The organism is Paenilisteria rustica, assembly GCF_013820765.1.
GTDB classification, from domain to species: domain Bacteria; phylum Bacillota; class Bacilli; order Lactobacillales; family Listeriaceae; genus Listeria_A; species Listeria_A rustica.
The window spans coordinates 237,949-254,188 of sequence record NZ_JABJVM010000001.1; the positions used below are offsets into that span (position 1 = coordinate 237,949).

General features: G+C 43.1%; 17 protein-coding genes and 1 riboswitch. Of the genes, 16 read left to right on the forward strand and 1 reads right to left on the reverse strand.

Translation table 11 applies throughout. The features are described 5' to 3' along the window. Positions 1–4 precede the first annotated feature (4 nt). The 14 genes from HPK16_RS01155 (at position 5) to HPK16_RS01220 (ending at position 13,393) form a co-directional block, all read left to right on the forward strand. Positions 5–1,030, forward strand: coding sequence for a FecCD family ABC transporter permease (locus HPK16_RS01155; protein WP_181675176.1), 1,026 nt, complete (start codon positions 5–7; stop codon positions 1,028–1,030). Next, positions 1,030–2,052, forward strand: a complete 1,023-nt coding sequence (locus HPK16_RS01160; RefSeq protein ID WP_425487904.1) for a FecCD family ABC transporter permease — start codon at positions 1,030–1,032, stop codon at positions 2,050–2,052. Before HPK16_RS01155 ends, HPK16_RS01160 begins: the two co-directional genes overlap by 1 nt. A 212-nt stretch (positions 2,053–2,264) precedes the next feature. Then, positions 2,265–2,720: a ferric iron uptake transcriptional regulator gene (fur, locus tag HPK16_RS01165; protein WP_036093626.1), complete on the forward strand. Its 456-nt coding sequence runs from the start codon at positions 2,265–2,267 to the stop codon at positions 2,718–2,720. A gap of 249 nt (positions 2,721–2,969) precedes the next feature. Further along, complete coding sequence (locus HPK16_RS01170; protein ID WP_181675178.1) at positions 2,970–3,338, forward strand: nuclear transport factor 2 family protein; 369 nt, start codon at positions 2,970–2,972, stop codon at positions 3,336–3,338. A gap of 29 nt (positions 3,339–3,367) precedes the next feature. Beyond that, a complete protein-coding gene (gene xerD, locus HPK16_RS01175) occupies positions 3,368–4,261 on the forward strand; it encodes a site-specific tyrosine recombinase XerD (protein ID WP_181675179.1) in 894 nt (297 codons plus the stop codon). Positions 4,262–4,293: 32 nt separating this feature from the next. Next, on the forward strand, positions 4,294–5,112 hold the full coding sequence (locus tag HPK16_RS01180; RefSeq protein WP_181675180.1) for a purine-nucleoside phosphorylase: 819 nt from the start codon (positions 4,294–4,296) through the stop codon (positions 5,110–5,112). Between the two features lie 302 nt (positions 5,113–5,414). Next, positions 5,415–6,725, forward strand: coding sequence for a diaminopimelate decarboxylase (lysA, locus tag HPK16_RS01185; RefSeq protein WP_181675181.1), 1,311 nt, complete (start codon positions 5,415–5,417; stop codon positions 6,723–6,725). A 12-nt stretch (positions 6,726–6,737) separates the two neighbouring features. Then, a complete protein-coding gene (locus tag HPK16_RS01190; RefSeq protein ID WP_181675182.1) occupies positions 6,738–7,481 on the forward strand; it encodes a segregation/condensation protein A in 744 nt (247 codons plus the stop codon). Beyond that, positions 7,478–8,050: an SMC-Scp complex subunit ScpB gene (scpB, locus tag HPK16_RS01195; RefSeq protein WP_343064788.1), complete on the forward strand. Its 573-nt coding sequence runs from the start codon at positions 7,478–7,480 to the stop codon at positions 8,048–8,050. The genes HPK16_RS01190 and scpB overlap by 4 nt, the downstream gene beginning before the upstream one ends. 45 nt (positions 8,051–8,095) lie before the next feature. After that, positions 8,096–8,827 carry a pseudouridine synthase gene (locus HPK16_RS01200; RefSeq protein ID WP_181675183.1) on the forward strand — a complete coding sequence of 244 codons (732 nt, stop codon included), beginning with the start codon at positions 8,096–8,098 and terminating at the stop codon, positions 8,825–8,827. 358 nt (positions 8,828–9,185) lie between these two features. Beyond that, complete coding sequence (locus HPK16_RS01205) at positions 9,186–9,905, forward strand: response regulator transcription factor (RefSeq protein WP_036078261.1); 720 nt, start codon at positions 9,186–9,188, stop codon at positions 9,903–9,905. A 121-nt stretch (positions 9,906–10,026) separates the two neighbouring features. Beyond that, positions 10,027–11,808, forward strand: a complete 1,782-nt coding sequence (locus HPK16_RS01210) for a HAMP domain-containing sensor histidine kinase (protein WP_181675184.1) — start codon at positions 10,027–10,029, stop codon at positions 11,806–11,808. A gap of 27 nt (positions 11,809–11,835) precedes the next feature. Next, positions 11,836–12,345 (forward strand): acyl-CoA thioesterase, encoded by a 510-nt coding sequence (locus HPK16_RS01215; protein WP_425487907.1) that lies wholly within the window; start codon positions 11,836–11,838, stop codon positions 12,343–12,345. Between the two features lie 64 nt (positions 12,346–12,409). Beyond that, a riboswitch (FMN riboswitch) is annotated at positions 12,410–12,535 on the forward strand. Between the two features lie 249 nt (positions 12,536–12,784). Further along, positions 12,785–13,393, forward strand: a complete 609-nt coding sequence (locus HPK16_RS01220) for an ECF transporter S component (RefSeq protein ID WP_181675186.1) — start codon at positions 12,785–12,787, stop codon at positions 13,391–13,393. Positions 13,394–13,408: 15 nt separating this feature from the next. Here HPK16_RS01220 and HPK16_RS01225 read toward each other — a convergent pair whose 3' ends face one another. Further along, positions 13,409–13,657 carry a ferredoxin gene (locus HPK16_RS01225; RefSeq protein ID WP_181675187.1) on the reverse strand — a complete coding sequence of 83 codons (249 nt, stop codon included), beginning with the start codon at positions 13,655–13,657 and terminating at the stop codon, positions 13,409–13,411. Between the two features lie 178 nt (positions 13,658–13,835). Here HPK16_RS01225 and HPK16_RS01230 point away from each other — a divergent pair, with 178 nt between their 5' ends. Together HPK16_RS01230 and HPK16_RS01235 are read left to right on the forward strand one after the other, a co-directional pair. Next, positions 13,836–14,846: a YpbB family protein gene (locus HPK16_RS01230; RefSeq protein ID WP_181675188.1), complete on the forward strand. Its 1,011-nt coding sequence runs from the start codon at positions 13,836–13,838 to the stop codon at positions 14,844–14,846. Further along, positions 14,837–16,237 carry a RecQ family ATP-dependent DNA helicase gene (locus tag HPK16_RS01235; protein ID WP_181675189.1) on the forward strand — a complete coding sequence of 467 codons (1,401 nt, stop codon included), beginning with the start codon at positions 14,837–14,839 and terminating at the stop codon, positions 16,235–16,237. The genes HPK16_RS01230 and HPK16_RS01235 overlap by 10 nt, the downstream gene beginning before the upstream one ends. The last annotated feature ends 3 nt before the right edge of the window (positions 16,238–16,240 follow it).

The following is a 16,240-nucleotide window of genomic DNA, read 5'->3' on the forward strand; positions in this document are numbered from 1 at the left end:
TACGATGAAAACAAAGGAACTTTCCCAATTAAAAACGCGACCGGCAATGGCTACCGTGATTTTGACGGCTGGCGTTGCGCTACTTATCGTTTCTGCTTTTATCGGTATCGCTGTTGGTGCGGCAGATATCGATTTAGCGACGGTATGGGACGCGTTATTTCATTACAATAAGAGTTTAACGACACATCAAATTATTTGGGAGTTGCGCATTCCTCGTGTGCTTGCAGATATGATGGTCGGCGCGGCGTTCGCGGTTGCTGGTGCTGTGATGCAGGGCATGACGCGAAACCCGCTTGCCGATAGTGGTTTGCTAGGGCTCAATGCGGGATCAGCATTTATGATTGCAGTATGTTTCGCTTTTTTACCAGGCCTTAGCTACAATTATTTGATTTTCTTTTCTTTCCTTGGTGCGGCGCTTGGTTGCCTCCTTGTTTTTGGTGTGAGTGCGCTTGTAAAAGGCGGTTTGTCACCGACGCGACTTGTTTTGGCTGGGGCTGCTGTAGCGTCTTTATTGACGGCGTTAAGTGAAGGAATTGCCATTTATTTTAAACTGAGCCAAGATTTAGCGTTTTGGTTTGCTGGCGGTGTCGCTGGCGTGAAATGGTCGCAAATTGTAGTCGTATGGCCGTGGCTCATTGGTGCGTTGATTGCGGCAATATTACTCAGCAAGTCAGTGACGATTCTGAGCCTTGGCGATGACATTGCAATTGGACTCGGGCAAAATACAACGCGGACCAAATTATTATCGATGTTTGTCGTGTTGATTTTGGCAGGCCTTGCTGTTTCTGTTGTCGGTCCAGTCGGATTTATCGGTTTGATTGTGCCGCATCTGGTTCGTTATATGGTTGGTGTAGATTATCGTTGGATTATTCCGTGTTCAGCTATTATTGGTGCGCTGTTGACGCTATATGCGGATATAGGCGCACGGATGGTGAATCCGCCGTATGAAACGCCGATTAGTGTTATTTTTGCCCTTATTGGTGTACCTTTCTTCCTTTATGTGGCGCGTAAAGAAAGGAGGAGTCTGTGATGATGGGAACGGCAACGGAACAAAAAGTCGCGCGAAAACGTTGGCTCATATTGATTTTACTCGCTATTTTACTCGTAGGTACGTTCATTTACAGTGTCAACGCAGGGTTTTCGAAAATTCCATTTATAGATGTTATCAAAACTTTATTCGGACAAGGCTCACCACAAGATACATTGATTATTTCGCAGTTTCGATTACCGCGTATCATCGTTGCCGTCCTTGTTGGTGCAGGACTAGCGATTTCAGGCGCCTTGTTACAAGCCGTTTCGCAAAATAGTTTGGCAGATCCAGGGATATTGGGAATAAATAATGGTGCTGGGTTGGCAGTTATGCTCTACATTTCCTATTTTCCATCAACGCTAGACGTGCCAGTGATGTTCATGCCTTTAGTTGGTTTCACAGGCGCTATTCTAACGGCGTTTGTTGTGTATGGTTTATCCTATAGTCGGCAAGAAGGTTTATTGCCAAATCGACTCGTATTAACAGGTGTGGCGGTTTCAGCTGCAGTAGCTGCCTTGATGACGCTCTTAACGATTCGTCTTGACCCTGAAAATTATCAAGTTGTTGCAGAATGGCTTGCAGGAAATATTTGGGCCAGTAATTGGCAATATGTCTTTGCGCTACTTCCGTGGCTTATTGTTTTGGTGACGGTGGCGATGTTCAAAATAAAAACACTGGATATTCTAGGTTTTGGCGATCAAGTAGCAACAGGATTAGGTGTGAAAACGGAAAAAGAAAAAATCATTCTGCTCATTGTAGCGGTGGCTTTAGCGGCGGCTTGCGTCTCTGTCAGTGGTGGCATTGCTTTTATAGGCTTAATCGGTCCACATATTGCGAGAAGGCTCGTTGGTAGTGGACATAAATGGGTATTACCGATTTCGGCCCTTATTGGCGCACTTTTGCTTCTTGTTGCAGATACAATAGGGCGTATTATTGTGCAGCCATCAGAAATTTTCGCAGGCATTGTTGTCGCGGTAATTGGGGCACCATATTTCTTGTACTTACTTGCTAAAACTAAATGATAATGATTCTAAAGAAGTGGCTTTCATTCATTGTAATTGATAATCTGGATAGACTTTTCAAAACTTTTATGCTATCTTTGAATAGATATAAAAACCACTTACTCCAATTGTTTTAGCAAGATAAAGAGTGAGTAAGTAGACTTGATTTTTATTTAGAATTATTATAAACTACTAATTGAGAATGATTGTTTGTTCCCGAGGGAGGGCATAAAATGGAAGGCCGTATTCAACGGATTAAATCACAATTGCATGAAGCAAGTTATAAATTAACACCACAACGCGAAGCAACCGTTCGCATTTTATTAGAGAATGAGAAAGACCATCTAAGCGCGGAGGATGTTTATTTACGCGTCAAAGATATTTCGCCAGATATTGGATTGGCAACAGTTTATCGTACGCTGGAACTTTTGACCGAACTACGCGTGGTTGACAAAATTAATTTTGGAGACGGCGTGGCACGTTATGATCTTCGTAAAGAAGGCGCTAAGCATTTCCACCATCACTTGGTATGTTTAGAATGCGGCTCTGTCGAGGAAATTCAAGAGGATCTTTTAGATGATGTTGAGAAAATTGTAGAACAGAAGTGGGACTTTCTTGTGAAGGATCACCGCCTAACATTTCAAGGCATCTGTACGGTGTGCAAAAGTAACATCAAAAAAGCCGAATAAATCGCCCAGCAGGCCGACAAACGCTCACCTCCGTTGTTAAAAGCTGTGCTCCGTTGCTCATGTATTTTAGTACATTCCGCTACGGTGCTCGCTTTTGCCTAGGATCTGAGCATTTGTCGGCCTGCTGGGGTTCGGCGGTGGACATGCGAACTTTAGAAACAAGGAGTATCGGTCGAAGTATTTCGTTTTTGCTTTCGTAATGGTGCGGTTTTTGGTATACTGGTGTGGCAGGGCAGGAGGCGTCTGATTTTGGATTGGAAGGAAGTTGTTTTGCGGGAGGAAGCGTTGCGTAGGGCAATGTTGGCAAGTGATGTTTCTAGTTTAGATAGGTTGCTAGCGGATGAGCTTGTTTTTGTGGATCACCTCGGTCAAAAAGTGACGAAGCAGGATGATTTAGAGGCGCACGGGCAGAAGCTTTTTCAGTTGCATCAACTGGATATTGTGGCGCAGGATAAGCGTGTCGTTGGCGGGAATGTGGTCACGGTTTCTGAAGTGGTACTTGCGGGTATTGCTGATGGAGAAACGTTTACAGATCGATTGGTGTACACGAGGGTTTGGCGGAAAGATGTCGAACATGGTTGGCAAGTGATATCGGGACGGTGTACACGGATTCAGTAGCTTGGGAACACCATTTGAGGAGATTACTTATGAATGATTTGATACTCGATTTTTTACATTTTTTGCAGGTTGAGAAGGGTTTGTCGGCGAATACGTTGGTTGCCTATGAACGGGATCTGCGTTATTTTGCGCGTTATTTGGAGGAAGAGCAGGAAGCGGTGGCGATTCGCGACGTAGAACGGATACATATTGTGAGCTTTATGGCTTATGCTAAATTAGAGGGAAAATCACCGAGAACGATTGCGCGCTACATTGCCTCATTGCGTTCTTTTTTTCATTTTCTGCTGCATGAAAAATTAGCGGACCGGGATCCGATGATTCAAATTGAGACGCCGAAACAGGCGCAGGCTTTGCCAAAAATTTTGAATCTGAATGATGTGGAGAAGTTGCTGGAGGCGCCGAATGGGGCGAATCCGCTGGGGATGCGAGACCAGGCAATGTTGGAGGTCTTGTATGCGACTGGGCTTCGGGTGACGGAGTTGGTCAGGCTCCAGATGGACGATTTGCATTTGCAGATGGGCTTTATTCAGACGATTGGAAAAGGGGATAAAGAGCGTATTATTCCGCTTGGCAAAACAGCGACAACGGTTTTGGAGCGCTATTTGGAATTCGGACGTCCGAAATTGCGACGGGTGTCCGAGCGTAATGATTTTGTATTTTTGAATCATCATGGACGCGGCATGACACGACAAGGTTTTTGGAAGAATTTGAAGCAGATTGCGGCTAAGGCTGGGATTGATAAACCGATTACACCGCATACTTTGCGTCATTCCTTTGCGACGCATCTGCTGGAAAATGGGGCGGATTTACGTTCTGTTCAGGAGTTATTAGGTCACGCAGATATTTCAACGACGCAGATTTATACACATGTTACGAAGGCTCGTTTAAAGGATGTTTACAAGCAGTATCATCCACGTGCTTAAGTTTTGATAATGAAAAAGGAGCGATTTTGAAAATGAATTATACAAAGGTTATGGAAGCGGTCAAAAAAATTAAGGAAACATATAGCGGTAAACCGAGAATTGGACTTATTTTAGGGTCGGGATTGGGCGTTTTGGCGGATGAAATTACAGAGCCAACTGTGATTAAATACAATGATGTGCCGTATTTTCCAGTTTCTACGGTGGAAGGTCATGCAGGCCAATTTGTTTTTGGGAAGCTCGAACAACAAGAAGTGGTTGCGATGCAAGGAAGATTCCATTTCTACGAAGGCTATTCGATGCAAGATGTGACGTTTCCTGTTCGTGTTATGAAGGAACTGGGCGTTGAAATTTTAATCGTAACAAATGCGGCTGGTGGTGTGAATGAATTGTTCCATGCTGGGGATTTGATGCTGATTTCAGATCATATTAATTTCACTGGAACAAGCCCGCTAATTGGGCAAAATGATGAGCATTTCGGGCCGCGCTTCCCGGATATGTCTGATGCGTATCGTTTAGATTTGCGGGAACAAGCACGATTGCTAGCGCAAGATTTGGAAATAGAAGTTCGCGAAGGTATTTACGCAGGATTTACTGGACCAACATACGAAACGCCTGCGGAAATTCGAATGATGCGTACGCTTGGCGCGGATGCGGTTGGTATGTCAACTGTTTCTGAGGTTATCGTTGCGAATCATTGTGGCCTGCGTTGCCTCGGCATTTCGTGCATTACGAACATGGCGGCAGGAATTCTCGATCAGCCGCTAAGTCACGAAGAGGTTATTGAAACAACGGAGCAGGTGAAAGAAACGTTCCTAACATATGTGAAAGCGCTCGTTGGAAATATAAAATAAAAATAAGAACGGAGTCTGGTGCAACACTTACAAATTGGGCATCAGGCTCCTTTTTGGTAGTACATAAAAATCACCCTAAATCTAAAAGAATTGGGAAACGTGATATTGGCTATTGTTCTGTAACATGCTTGTATGCTACTATATAAAAGAACTTTTATATCTTCTGCGCACAGATAAGCGCTCATTACCGTTGTTAAAAATGCTGTTTCGTTTTCGTGTCGGTACGCATTTTTATCTAGGGAGGAAGCATTTGTCGGCGTCAGAGGGTAAGGTGTGATTAATCAAGCAAAGGTGGGATTGACGTGGCGTTTGAATCATTTGGGACTATGCGAGTGAATGAAGTTGGACATCTAGAAATTGGAGGGGTGGACACTTTGAAGCTGGCGCAAAAATACGGCACACCGCTTTATGTATATGACGTTGCGTTGATCAAAGAGCGTGCCCGTGGTTTTAAGAAAACGTTTGAGGAGCTCGGTGTAAAAGCGCAGGTTGCTTATGCGAGTAAGGCTTTTTCGGCGATTGCGATTTATCAATTAATGCATGAAGAGGGTTTGTCGCTTGACGTTGTTTCTGGTGGCGAATTATATACGGCGATGCAAGCTGGATTTCCGGCGGAGCGGATTCATTTTCATGGGAACAATAAAACGAGACAAGAGATGGAAATGGCGATTGACTATGGGATTGGTTGTATCGTAATCGATAATTTTTATGAGATTGAACTATTAGCAGAAATTTTGCGTGAAAAAGCGGCTTCTGTGTCTGTTTTGATTCGCGTAACGCCGGGGATCGAGGCGCATACGCATGATTATATTTTGACCGGGCAAGATGATTCTAAATTTGGATTTGGTTTAACTAATGGCCAGGCGGAGGATGCGATTAAGCGCGTGCTGGCAATCGATGTTTTCCATTTAATTGGGCTTCATTGTCATATTGGGTCGCAAATTTTTGAGACAACTGGTTTTAAATTGGCGGCACATCGGATTATGGAGCAACTGGTTGCTTGGCGTGATACGCTTGGTTTTCATGCGGACGTGCTTAATCTCGGTGGTGGGTTTGGGGTGCGCTATACGGCGGATGATCAACCGTTGCCACCAGCTCAGTATGTGCGCGAAATTATTGCGGATGTGCGTGAGGTTGCGATGGCGAATAATTTGGATATGCCAGAAATTTGGATTGAGCCAGGTCGTTCGCTTGTTGGTGAGGCGGGCACGACGCTTTATACGATTGGTTCGCGCAAAGAGGTGCCGGAGATTCGTAGTTATGTGGCTGTGGATGGCGGAATGTCAGATAATATTAGACCTTCTTTATATGAGGCGAAATATGATGCTGTCATCGCGGAACGTCCGTTAGAAGAACCAGGTGAGACGGTATCTATTGCTGGAAAATGTTGTGAGTCTGGCGATATGCTAATTTGGGATTTACCACTTCCAAAATCGGATGCTGGTGAGGTGCTGGCAGTTTTTTGTACAGGTGCTTATGGTTATTCCATGGCGAACAATTACAATCGGATTCCTCGTGCAGCGGTTGTTTTCGTGGAGAATGGGGAAGATAGGTTGGTTGTCGCACGAGAAAGTTACGAAAATCTGGTACAACTGGATTTACCGCTTCATTAAGGTGGGTTTTCTATGACAGGAATTAATTTTAAGGTAGAGGCATTTGAAGGACCGCTTGATTTGCTTCTGCAACTGATTCAACAACTGGAAATTGATATTTATGATATCCCAATGGCGGATATTACCGATCAATATTTGGAATATATTCATTTAATGAAAGAGATGGAGCTAGATGTTGCTAGCGAATACCTCGTGATGGCGGCGACACTTTTGGCGATTAAAAGTAAAATGTTGTTGCCTAAGCAAGAGCTTGAGGTTGACTTTGAATTCGATGATTCTGTCGATCCGCGTGATGAATTAGTGGAGAAATTGATGGAATACAAGCGTTTTAAAGATGCCGCGAAACAATTGAAAGAAAAGGAATCGGAACGCAATTTTTATTTTGGGAAGGCGCCGATGGATCTGGGAGAATACGATACGTCAGGTAAACAGGCGAATTTAGACGTGTCGCTCAATGATATGTTAGGGGCTTTTCATAAGATGCTCCGCCGTAAAAAATTGAGTCAGCCGCTTCATACGCGCATCACAAAGCAGGAAATTTCGATTGATCAGCGAATGAATGATGTGATGGACAGGATTGAAGTTGCGCGGGGTCGGGTTGTATTTGAGGATTTGTTCGATGCGGTGACAAAGGATGACCTAATTGTGACATTTTTGGCCGTGTTAGAATTGATGAAACGCCGCCAAATCAGTGTGGAGCAGTCAGGTAGTTTTGCAACGTTATATGTTTTTAGTAGAGGTGAAGAAGAGCTGTGAGTAAAAAATTAGGAATCCTTGAGAGCTTGCTTTTTGCTGCGGGGGATGAAGGTCTGAGCACGAAACAACTGACAGAGGTCATGGAAATCAGTCATATTGAAGCGCTGAATTTGTTGGAAACGCTCAGTGATAACTATGCAAAATCGGCAGAACGTGGTATTGTTCTGTTAGAGCTCGCAGGGACGTTTCAGCTAGCAACGAAAAAAGAGCATGCGACGTATTTACGGAAATTAGTCGAAGTACCTGGCAACACGACGCTTTCTCAGGCATCGCTTGAAACGTTAGCGATTGTTGCCTATCGCCAGCCAATTACGCGGATGGAAATTGATGATATTCGTGGTGTGAAAACGGATGGTCCGATTCATACGCTGATTGCGAAGGGCTTGATAATGGATAAAGGTCGCGTAGAGGGTGCTGGTCGTGCTAAACTGTATGTGACGACATCCGAATTTTTGGATTGCTTCGGATTGAAGAATTTAGATGACTTACCATCGATGGAGAACATTGATTCTGAGGAAATGATTCAAGATGAGATGGACTTATTTTTCGATCGTTTTGGTGGGAAATAGGATAGATAGTACAATAATTAGTGAATAGCTAAAAAGAGGTGCAAGATGGAACGGTTACAAAAAGTAATTGCAAATGCAGGAATCACGTCGCGTAGAAAAGCCGAAGTGATGATTGAAGAAGGAAAAGTAAAGGTTAACGGAAAAGTAGTTCGAGAGTTAGGTCTTAAGGTCGGAAACTCAGATAAAATTGAGGTAAACGGCATCGAGCTAACGCAAGAAGTGAAACGCTATTTCCTGTTGTATAAGCCGCGTAGTGTCATGTCCGCTGTATCGGATGATAAGAAACGACGCGTTGTCTCTGACTTTTTCGTGGACATTCCAGAACGGTTATATCCAGTTGGACGTCTAGATTACGATACTTCTGGCTTGCTTCTGATGACGAATGATGGCGATTTTGCCAATCAATTAATGCATCCAAAATATGAGGTTGAAAAGAAATACATCGCGCGCGTGAAGGGCATCCCGTCAAAAGAAGCCTTGCGCAAATTAGAAAACGGCGTCATGATTGAAGGACGCAAGACGGCGAAGGCGAAAGTCCGTTTGCAGACTTTTGATAAGAAGAAAGAAAAAGCAATCATTGAGGTTGTCATTCATGAAGGGCGTAATCGCCAAGTCCGTAAGATGTTTGACACAATTGGACATCCAGTTCAGAAATTATCGCGTGAAGCATACGCTTTTCTTGATTTAAAAGGGTTGAATGCAGGGGAACGCAGAGAGTTGACGCATCATGAAGTGAAGCGATTGAAGGCATTGACTCAGTTTGGTGACAAGAAGTAGTTTTCAAATGAATAGCTTAGAGTTCAGGGAAAATACAGCTGCCGTAGAGAATAACAGATAATATTACTTTTTCAATGAAAATCTAGGGAATGTGTGTCTTTATCCCTAGTTTTTTGTTGCCGTTTTATGCAAAGTATTCATTGTTTTTCACAAACTAAGGCTTAAAAATAGCTAAAATAAAAAAAAGCATGTATAATTTGTCCAAGATAGTAGCTTTCTTTTTTTAATTTGGAGTTGTGTGTGCTATAGTAAAGTTGTGAACAAAATGACAATAAAAAGGTACGAAAGACTAGGGAAAATGAATACATACCGAAATAAGTTTCCTTTTTTAGAGAAACGAGTAAGGGGATGATTACCTATGAGTGAGCAAGTTAAAATTCTCGTTGTGGATGACGAAGACCGGATCAGGCGTTTACTTAAGATGTATCTTGAACGTGAGAATTATAAAATTGAAGAAGCTAGTGATGGAGATCAAGCGTTACAGCTCGCAATTGATAATAGTTATGATGTCATTTTGCTTGATTTAATGATGCCAGGAAAAGACGGCATTGAGGTTTGTCGTGAATTGCGTGAATATAAAGCGACTCCGGTTGTTATGTTGACAGCGAAAGGCGAGGAAGCAAATCGGGTGCAAGGATTTGAAGTCGGTGCAGACGATTATATCGTGAAACCGTTTAGCCCACGTGAAGTTGTCCTACGTGTCAAAGCTGTTCTAAGACGCGCGCAACAACATAGCCAACCTGTTGCAACGAGCGTACCAGGTGATATTATTACTTTCCCACACTTAAAAATTGATAATGAGGCGCATAGAGTTATTGTGGAAGGCCAAGAAATCAATTTGACACCTAAAGAATATGATTTACTATATTACTTAGCGAAATCACCAGATAAAGTGTTTGATCGTGAATCGTTATTAAAAGAAGTTTGGCGTTATGAATTTTTTGGAGATTTGCGGACGATTGATACGCATGTCAAACGTCTCCGTGAGAAGCTGTTCGATGTTTCAGAGGAAGCAGCTAAAATGATTGTGACCGTCTGGGGCTTAGGCTACAAGTTTGAAGTGACAGAAACAGAGTAAAATAAGCTATATAGGAATAGATAGGTTTAACAATGCCTATCTATTTCTTGGTATATTGTAAATTTCTGAGGGAACAGCAAGCAACGGGATGCTTGAAATTCGGATTAAAGGGCTGGTGACAATGAGATTTTGGCATAGTATCGTAGGGAAAATTTGGGGTACGATTATTCTTTTACTAACGGGAGTTCTAGTTGCAACCGGATTCTTTATTGCGATCATTTACGAAGACAAAAATACAGAGCAAATCACTGGTGGAATCGAAACAACGACCGAAAATGTCGGGAATTTAATCGAAGGGGGAATCAGCTTCGATTCGCTGGAGTCTGCCTTTCATTTATTGGATAAATCTGTAGGCGTTATCGTAGAGCAGGATGGGAAAGTGGCTGCTTCCAAACAAACATCGATGCATTTAGAGAGTGAAGCATATAATCATTTGTTTGAAGATGAGAAAATGAATGAGCACTTATCTGAGGGTAAATTTATCCTCGAAAAATATAATTTCTATGGTGAGAGTAATGGGGAAACGGTACATATGGGCGCCCAGCGTTTTAAGACATTGGATGGAAATATTAGTACGGTCTATGTCTACAGGTCTTATGAAGATATTTTGAAATTAACGGGACAAGTGACGAAAACATTGCTTATATCTGGTATTATGGCGGTTTTAGTTACCTCGGTATTGTCGTTTATTTTATCGTCACGCATGGCGTATCCACTCAGGGAAATGAAGAAGATCGCGATTGCTGTTTCGAAGGGGAATTTTGACAACAGGGTGCCAACCTATACGCATGATGAAATTGGGGATTTAGGGATTGCGTTTAACAAAATGGCGCAACAACTGAAATATAATATTAGCGCGTTAAGGCAAGAGAAGGAACAGCTATCTAATATTTTAGTTGGGATGGCGGATGGGGTTATTAAGTTTAATATTGATAAGACGATTATTTTGAGTAACCCGCCGGCAGAGCAGTTTTTACACGATTGGTTCTTCTCGACGGAAAATGAGGATAAAGTGCTTATACCGCCTAATTTAGACTTGATGCTGACGAATATTTTGGAAACGCGTGAGGAGCAGGTTGGTGAGATTGTATTTGGTGACCAAACCTATGTCGCCATTTTGACATTGCTTTATAATGGGGATGATATTCGGAGTATCGTGACGGTAATCCGGGATATGACGGAGGAGAAGCGCCTAGAGAAGATGAAAACGGATTTTGTGAACAATGTGTCGCATGAGTTGCGTACGCCGATTTCGATGCTTCAAGGGTACAGTGAGGCGATTATTGATGGTGTGGCCCAGACGGATGAAGAGGTGCGCGAATTTGCACAGATTATTTATGATGAGTCGCTGCGAATTGGCCGCCTTGTTAATGATATGCTAGATTTAGCTCGGATGGAAGCAGGTTTTGAGCAGTTGGATAAACAACGCTTGCCGGTCGAGCCATTCCTAGATAAGGTTGTTTCTAATTTTGAAGTATTGGCGAAGGAAAACAATGTGAAATTACAAATGGTAGTAGATGATCATGATTTAGAGTATACGTTTGACCCAGATCGAATGGAGCAGGTGTTGGTGAATTTAATCATGAATGCCATTCGCCACACAGGTCGAGAGGATTACGAAGGTGTTGTGGAAGTGCATGAAACGGCAGATTTTCATGCGGATGAGCTTGTGATCAAGATTATCGATAACGGAAGCGGCATTCCTGAGGCGGATATTCCATTCTTGTTTGAGCGGTTTTATAAAGCGGACAAGGCGCGTACTCGTGGGAAAACGGGGACGGGAATAGGCTTATCAATTGTAAAAAATATCGTCGAAGCGCACAATGGTAAAATAACAGTAGAAAGTCATCTTGGCATTGGTTCCACATTTATTGTCACGTTGCCGCTTTCTACGGATATATAAAGGAGTTTGATGAAATTGACAGAACGCATGCAAAAATTTTGTAAAGATTCATTGGTAATTAAGACAAGTCGGGTGTTTCCATCTGATACAAATAATCATAATACGCTATTTGGTGGGCGTTTGATGACGTATATTGATGATACAGCCTCTATCAGCGCTTCTCGTCATTGCCGGACGGGTATTGTGACGGCTTCCACGGATTCGGTCGATTTCTTGCAACCCATTAAAAATGATCATTCGGTATGCTTGGAGTCTTATGTGGCTTCAACGGGTCGTTCATCGATGGAAATTTTCGTGAAAGTAATTGCGGAAAACCTGAAAAATGGCGATCGTTATTTGGCGGCTACTTCTTTCCTGACGTTTGTCGCGATTGATGATAATGGCAAAACAGTAGAAGTCCCAACGGTTGTCGCGCAGTCAGATGAGGAAAAAATGATCAGCCGTGATGCACAAGAACGTAGTTTGGCAAGAAAGAAACGCTTGACACAAAGTCGGGAACTTGCGGCTGCTCTTTCGACGGAGATTCCATGGGGGTAAGCAAGCGGTTTTGCATGAAGGCTTTGCTTATGGTACAATAACGTACGTAATACAATAAAATATAGTTCATCTTCGGGGCAGGGTGTAATTCCCGACCGGTGGTTAAAGTCCACGAACTGTTTCTTTTTGAGATGGTTGATTTGGTGTAATTCCAAAACCGACAGTATAGTCTGGATGGGAGGAGATGTTGGTTCGCTTACTTTTGGCGCACTTACTTGAAAAATTGGCTAGTTATGGTCTATTTGGATTGGACGTTTTTAAGCTACGGTGTTTTTTGGTGTGGTTTTCTAGAGTCTTATTTGAATATACTATGCTTGTTTGGATTTTCACATACCATCCCTCGAATATTTTTTTGGGGGATTTTTTTCGTGTTTGTGTGCGTAGGAATAAAGGGAAACCGCAGATTCTTAGGATGAACATCTAAGGAGAAGTGATTTTGATGAAGAAGTATTCTTTAAAGGCGTTTGTAAGTATTGCAGTATTGGGAGCGGTGGCGTTTGTCATCATGTTAATCCAGTTTCCGTTATTGCCGAGTGCACCATTTTTAAAATTGGATTTCAGTGATATTCCTGCTATTATTGGCGGCTTATTATTCGGACCGCTCGCGATTGTATTGATTGAGTTTGTGAAGAATGTGTTGGAGTATTTAGTAACAGGGAGTTTTGTTGGGGTTCCAATTGGGGAACTAGCGAATTTCTTATCTGGTATTTGTTTCGTGTTACCAATTTACTATGTTTTCCGCTATACACGCTCGACAAAAGCAATGATTTTAGGTGCTGGGGTTGGAACGGTGACGATGACGGTGATGATGTCGTTGTTTAACTATTTTATCCTATTGCCGTTTTATATCACGGTTGGTGGTTTGCCAGCTGGAACGAATATTGCAGCGCTTGTCACGACAGCGATTGTACCGTTCAATTTATTAAAAGGTATCGTTGTGGGAGCTGTATTTATTCTAGTATACGGTAGAATGAGATCGTGGATTTTGAAAAATACGATTGTTAAATTAAAAGTGAAGAAAGATAAAAAGAATCAAGGCATTGTATAATGCTTTTCGATATAATTAGGATTCAAATTTTAGCGGGTCGCCTTGAAATGGGTGGTCCGCTATTTTTATGGATAGGGATGGGCAGGCTTGTTCGGCGTCTATCGCGTCGTTTTCTAATTTCAGTGGAATGGGATGGGTGCCGTGGTTATCGTCAAGTGTATTGTAGGCTAGCCCTTCGTCGTTGTAGTCGAAAATATCGGGAGCGTGGATGGAACAGGCACCGCATGCGATGCAGGTAGATTGATCAACAATAGTATATTTCATAGTTTTGACACCTCCTAATTTCGTCGTGTAATGGTTCTTTCTGTTATTATAGAACCATTTGGAGATTCTGTACAGTTGTGTTTAAATAAGGGGTAAAAAAGTTTTTTGGGAAATAGGGATGTCGAACAAATGTTTTCGTGTTAGAATAGATGAAAAGAACGGGAAGGAGCTGGTTGGATTGGATGAATTAGATCATTATTTGTTGGCGATTATTGCTTCTTTTCCATTGAAACGAAAACCAGCTTTTTTATTCGCGGTTGCGACGGGAAAACGTACGGGACAGGCTGTGCAGGATTCGCATTTGTTTGAAGCGACCCCTTTATTTGCTTGTGTGCCAACGCTCCGGCAGTTGAATTTTGACGCAAGGTTAAAGCGGATGGAGGAGAACGGTTTGCTAGGAATTACGGAAGATGGTGTGGCGTTATTGACAGAAATCGAGCACCCCTTTAAGACGCGCTTTCCGTACATAGACGGGTTTTTATATCAGAATCGGACGAACGCTTTTTTTGAAAGGTTATTATTGGCGATTCAGGTTTTTAGTAATTTTAAGCATGGACAGAAGCATTATTTACCTATTGTTCGGGATGAGCAGGCGCAAATTGTAGTGAAATGGTGGTTGGCGGAACATTTGGCGGGAGAGACAAAAGATGCGGTGCGCGGGCGTTTTTATGTAGAGCTGGAACAGTGGTTGCAACAGGTGGATGGAGCGCTTTATGTACCGCGTTTTTCTGGTGGTGATTATATCGGTAAGACGGCACTTCAAGTGGCCGCGGAATTAGAATTGTCGCCTTGGAAATATTATTTTGAGTGGCTGAACGGCTTGCATCAGTTGTTTGCTCGTATGATGGATGATTTTCCGCTTTTATATGGTCTAATGCCAGATGCCACGCAAGGGTTGACGAGTTCGGCCCGAAAAACGTGGCAGCTTGCGGAACAGGGCGTGTTGTTTGAGAACATGGCGGCAATCAGGCGTTTGAAGGAAAGTACGATTCAAGATCATATTGTCGAAATTGCGGCGACGATTCCGGGATTTAATGTGATTTCTTGGGTGGATAGTGAGATGATTGCGGCAATCTCGCAACGGCAATGGCGATCGTTAAAGGATATCAAACAGGCTTTTCCGGCATTAGATTATTTCCAAATTAGGCTAGCATTGATTGCTAGAAGGAGTGGCGTCATATGCAGTTAGAGCAAGAATTAGAGCGCTTTTTAGGGTTTCGTGATTTTAGAGTTGGTCAGCGGGAAGTCGTGACGCATGTACTGGATGGGAAAGATTGTTTTGCGATGCTTCCAACAGGGACTGGGAAAACGGTGTGTTACCAATTGTCGGGATATTTGCTAGATGGTACGGTGCTTATCGTGTCGCCGCTTTTATCATTGATGCAAGATCAGGTAGAACGGATGCGGGCTAACGGAGAAAAACGAGTCGTTGCGCTAAATAGCTTTTTGAGTTTGCAAGAGAAACAGCGCGCGCTTGAGGATTTATCGGCCTATAAATTTATTTTTGTTTCTCCGGAAATGCTTGCTAATAGGCAGATTCGGATGGCAATTCAGCGTCTAACGATTGGACTTTTTGTTGTCGATGAGGCGCACTGTATTTCGCAGTGGGGTCATGATTTCAGGCCGGATTATTTGGAACTAGGCACGGTTAGGGAGGAACTTGGCTCCCCGGTGACGCTCGTTTTGACGGCAACAGCAACGAAAAAAGTGCGAGCAGATATTAAAAGACAGTTGCGTCTAACGGCGTGTGTAGATGTGATTCATTCGGTGGATCGACCGAATATCGCGCTGGATGTGCAAAAATTGGATTCGAGGCTTGAGAAACAGGCGCAGCTTTTGAAATGGACGGGTTTGCTAAAAGGACCTGGCATCATTTATTTTTCTAGTAAAAAATTGGCGGAGCGGTATGCGTATGGGATTGCGGAACAGCACGGGTTGCGTACGGCTTTTTATCATGGGGATATGAGTGGCGAGGACCGTGTGACGATTCAGCAACAGTTTATTCAGAATCAGCTTCACCTTATTTGTGCGACCAGTGCGTTTGGAATGGGCATCGATAAAGGCGATATTCGCTATGTGATTCATTTTCATATGCCGGGAGATCTGGAAGCGTATTTGCAGGAAATTGGTCGTGCTGGGCGAGATGGCGCACGGAGTATTGCGATTTTACTCTACGCGGACGGGGATGAGGCGATCCAGCTTCAATTACAGGATCGTGATTTGCCTGAGGAAGAGTTGGTGCATTTGAGCCCGGCTTTAACGGAGCAATTACCAGTAACAGAGCGACGTTTTTTGGAATTTTACCGGGAGCTTGGTTTGACACCGAACCAGATCAAAGAGAAAATCCAGTTTCGTAAGCGCTGGAAACGTGAAAATCTCTACACCTTTTTGAATTTTATAAAAGGGATTACGTGCAGGCGCCAGTTTGTTCGTCATTATTTTGAGGAAGAGGCAAAACAGGAGTCCGTTTCTAATTGTTGTGATATTTGTGGTGTGGATCATTCTGATTTCGAAGGGGAAAACGTGGTGATTGAGGAGCAACAAGATTGGCAGAAATATCTGGAGTACTTACTGAAATGAGGA

Coding starts and splice junctions, on each gene's coding strand:
- HPK16_RS01210 (WP_181675184.1), top strand. CDS start 10,027: ATGAGATTTTGGCATAGTATCGTAGGGAAAATTTGGGGTACGATTATT.
- HPK16_RS01220 (WP_181675186.1), top strand. CDS start 12,785: ATGAAGAAGTATTCTTTAAAGGCGTTTGTAAGTATTGCAGTATTGGGA.
- HPK16_RS01180 (WP_181675180.1), top strand. CDS start 4,294: ATGAATTATACAAAGGTTATGGAAGCGGTCAAAAAAATTAAGGAAACA.
- xerD (WP_181675179.1), top strand. CDS start 3,368: ATGAATGATTTGATACTCGATTTTTTACATTTTTTGCAGGTTGAGAAG.
- HPK16_RS01190 (WP_181675182.1), top strand. CDS start 6,738: ATGACAGGAATTAATTTTAAGGTAGAGGCATTTGAAGGACCGCTTGAT.
- HPK16_RS01200 (WP_181675183.1), top strand. CDS start 8,096: ATGGAACGGTTACAAAAAGTAATTGCAAATGCAGGAATCACGTCGCGT.
- HPK16_RS01235 (WP_181675189.1), top strand. CDS start 14,837: ATGCAGTTAGAGCAAGAATTAGAGCGCTTTTTAGGGTTTCGTGATTTT.
- HPK16_RS01160 (WP_425487904.1), top strand. CDS start 1,030: ATGATGGGAACGGCAACGGAACAAAAAGTCGCGCGAAAACGTTGGCTC.
- HPK16_RS01205 (WP_036078261.1), top strand. CDS start 9,186: ATGAGTGAGCAAGTTAAAATTCTCGTTGTGGATGACGAAGACCGGATC.
- fur (WP_036093626.1), top strand. CDS start 2,265: ATGGAAGGCCGTATTCAACGGATTAAATCACAATTGCATGAAGCAAGT.
- HPK16_RS01215 (WP_425487907.1), top strand. CDS start 11,836: ATGCAAAAATTTTGTAAAGATTCATTGGTAATTAAGACAAGTCGGGTG.
- HPK16_RS01225 (WP_181675187.1), bottom strand. CDS start 13,657: ATGAAATATACTATTGTTGATCAATCTACCTGCATCGCATGCGGTGCC.
- HPK16_RS01155 (WP_181675176.1), top strand. CDS start 5: ATGAAAACAAAGGAACTTTCCCAATTAAAAACGCGACCGGCAATGGCT.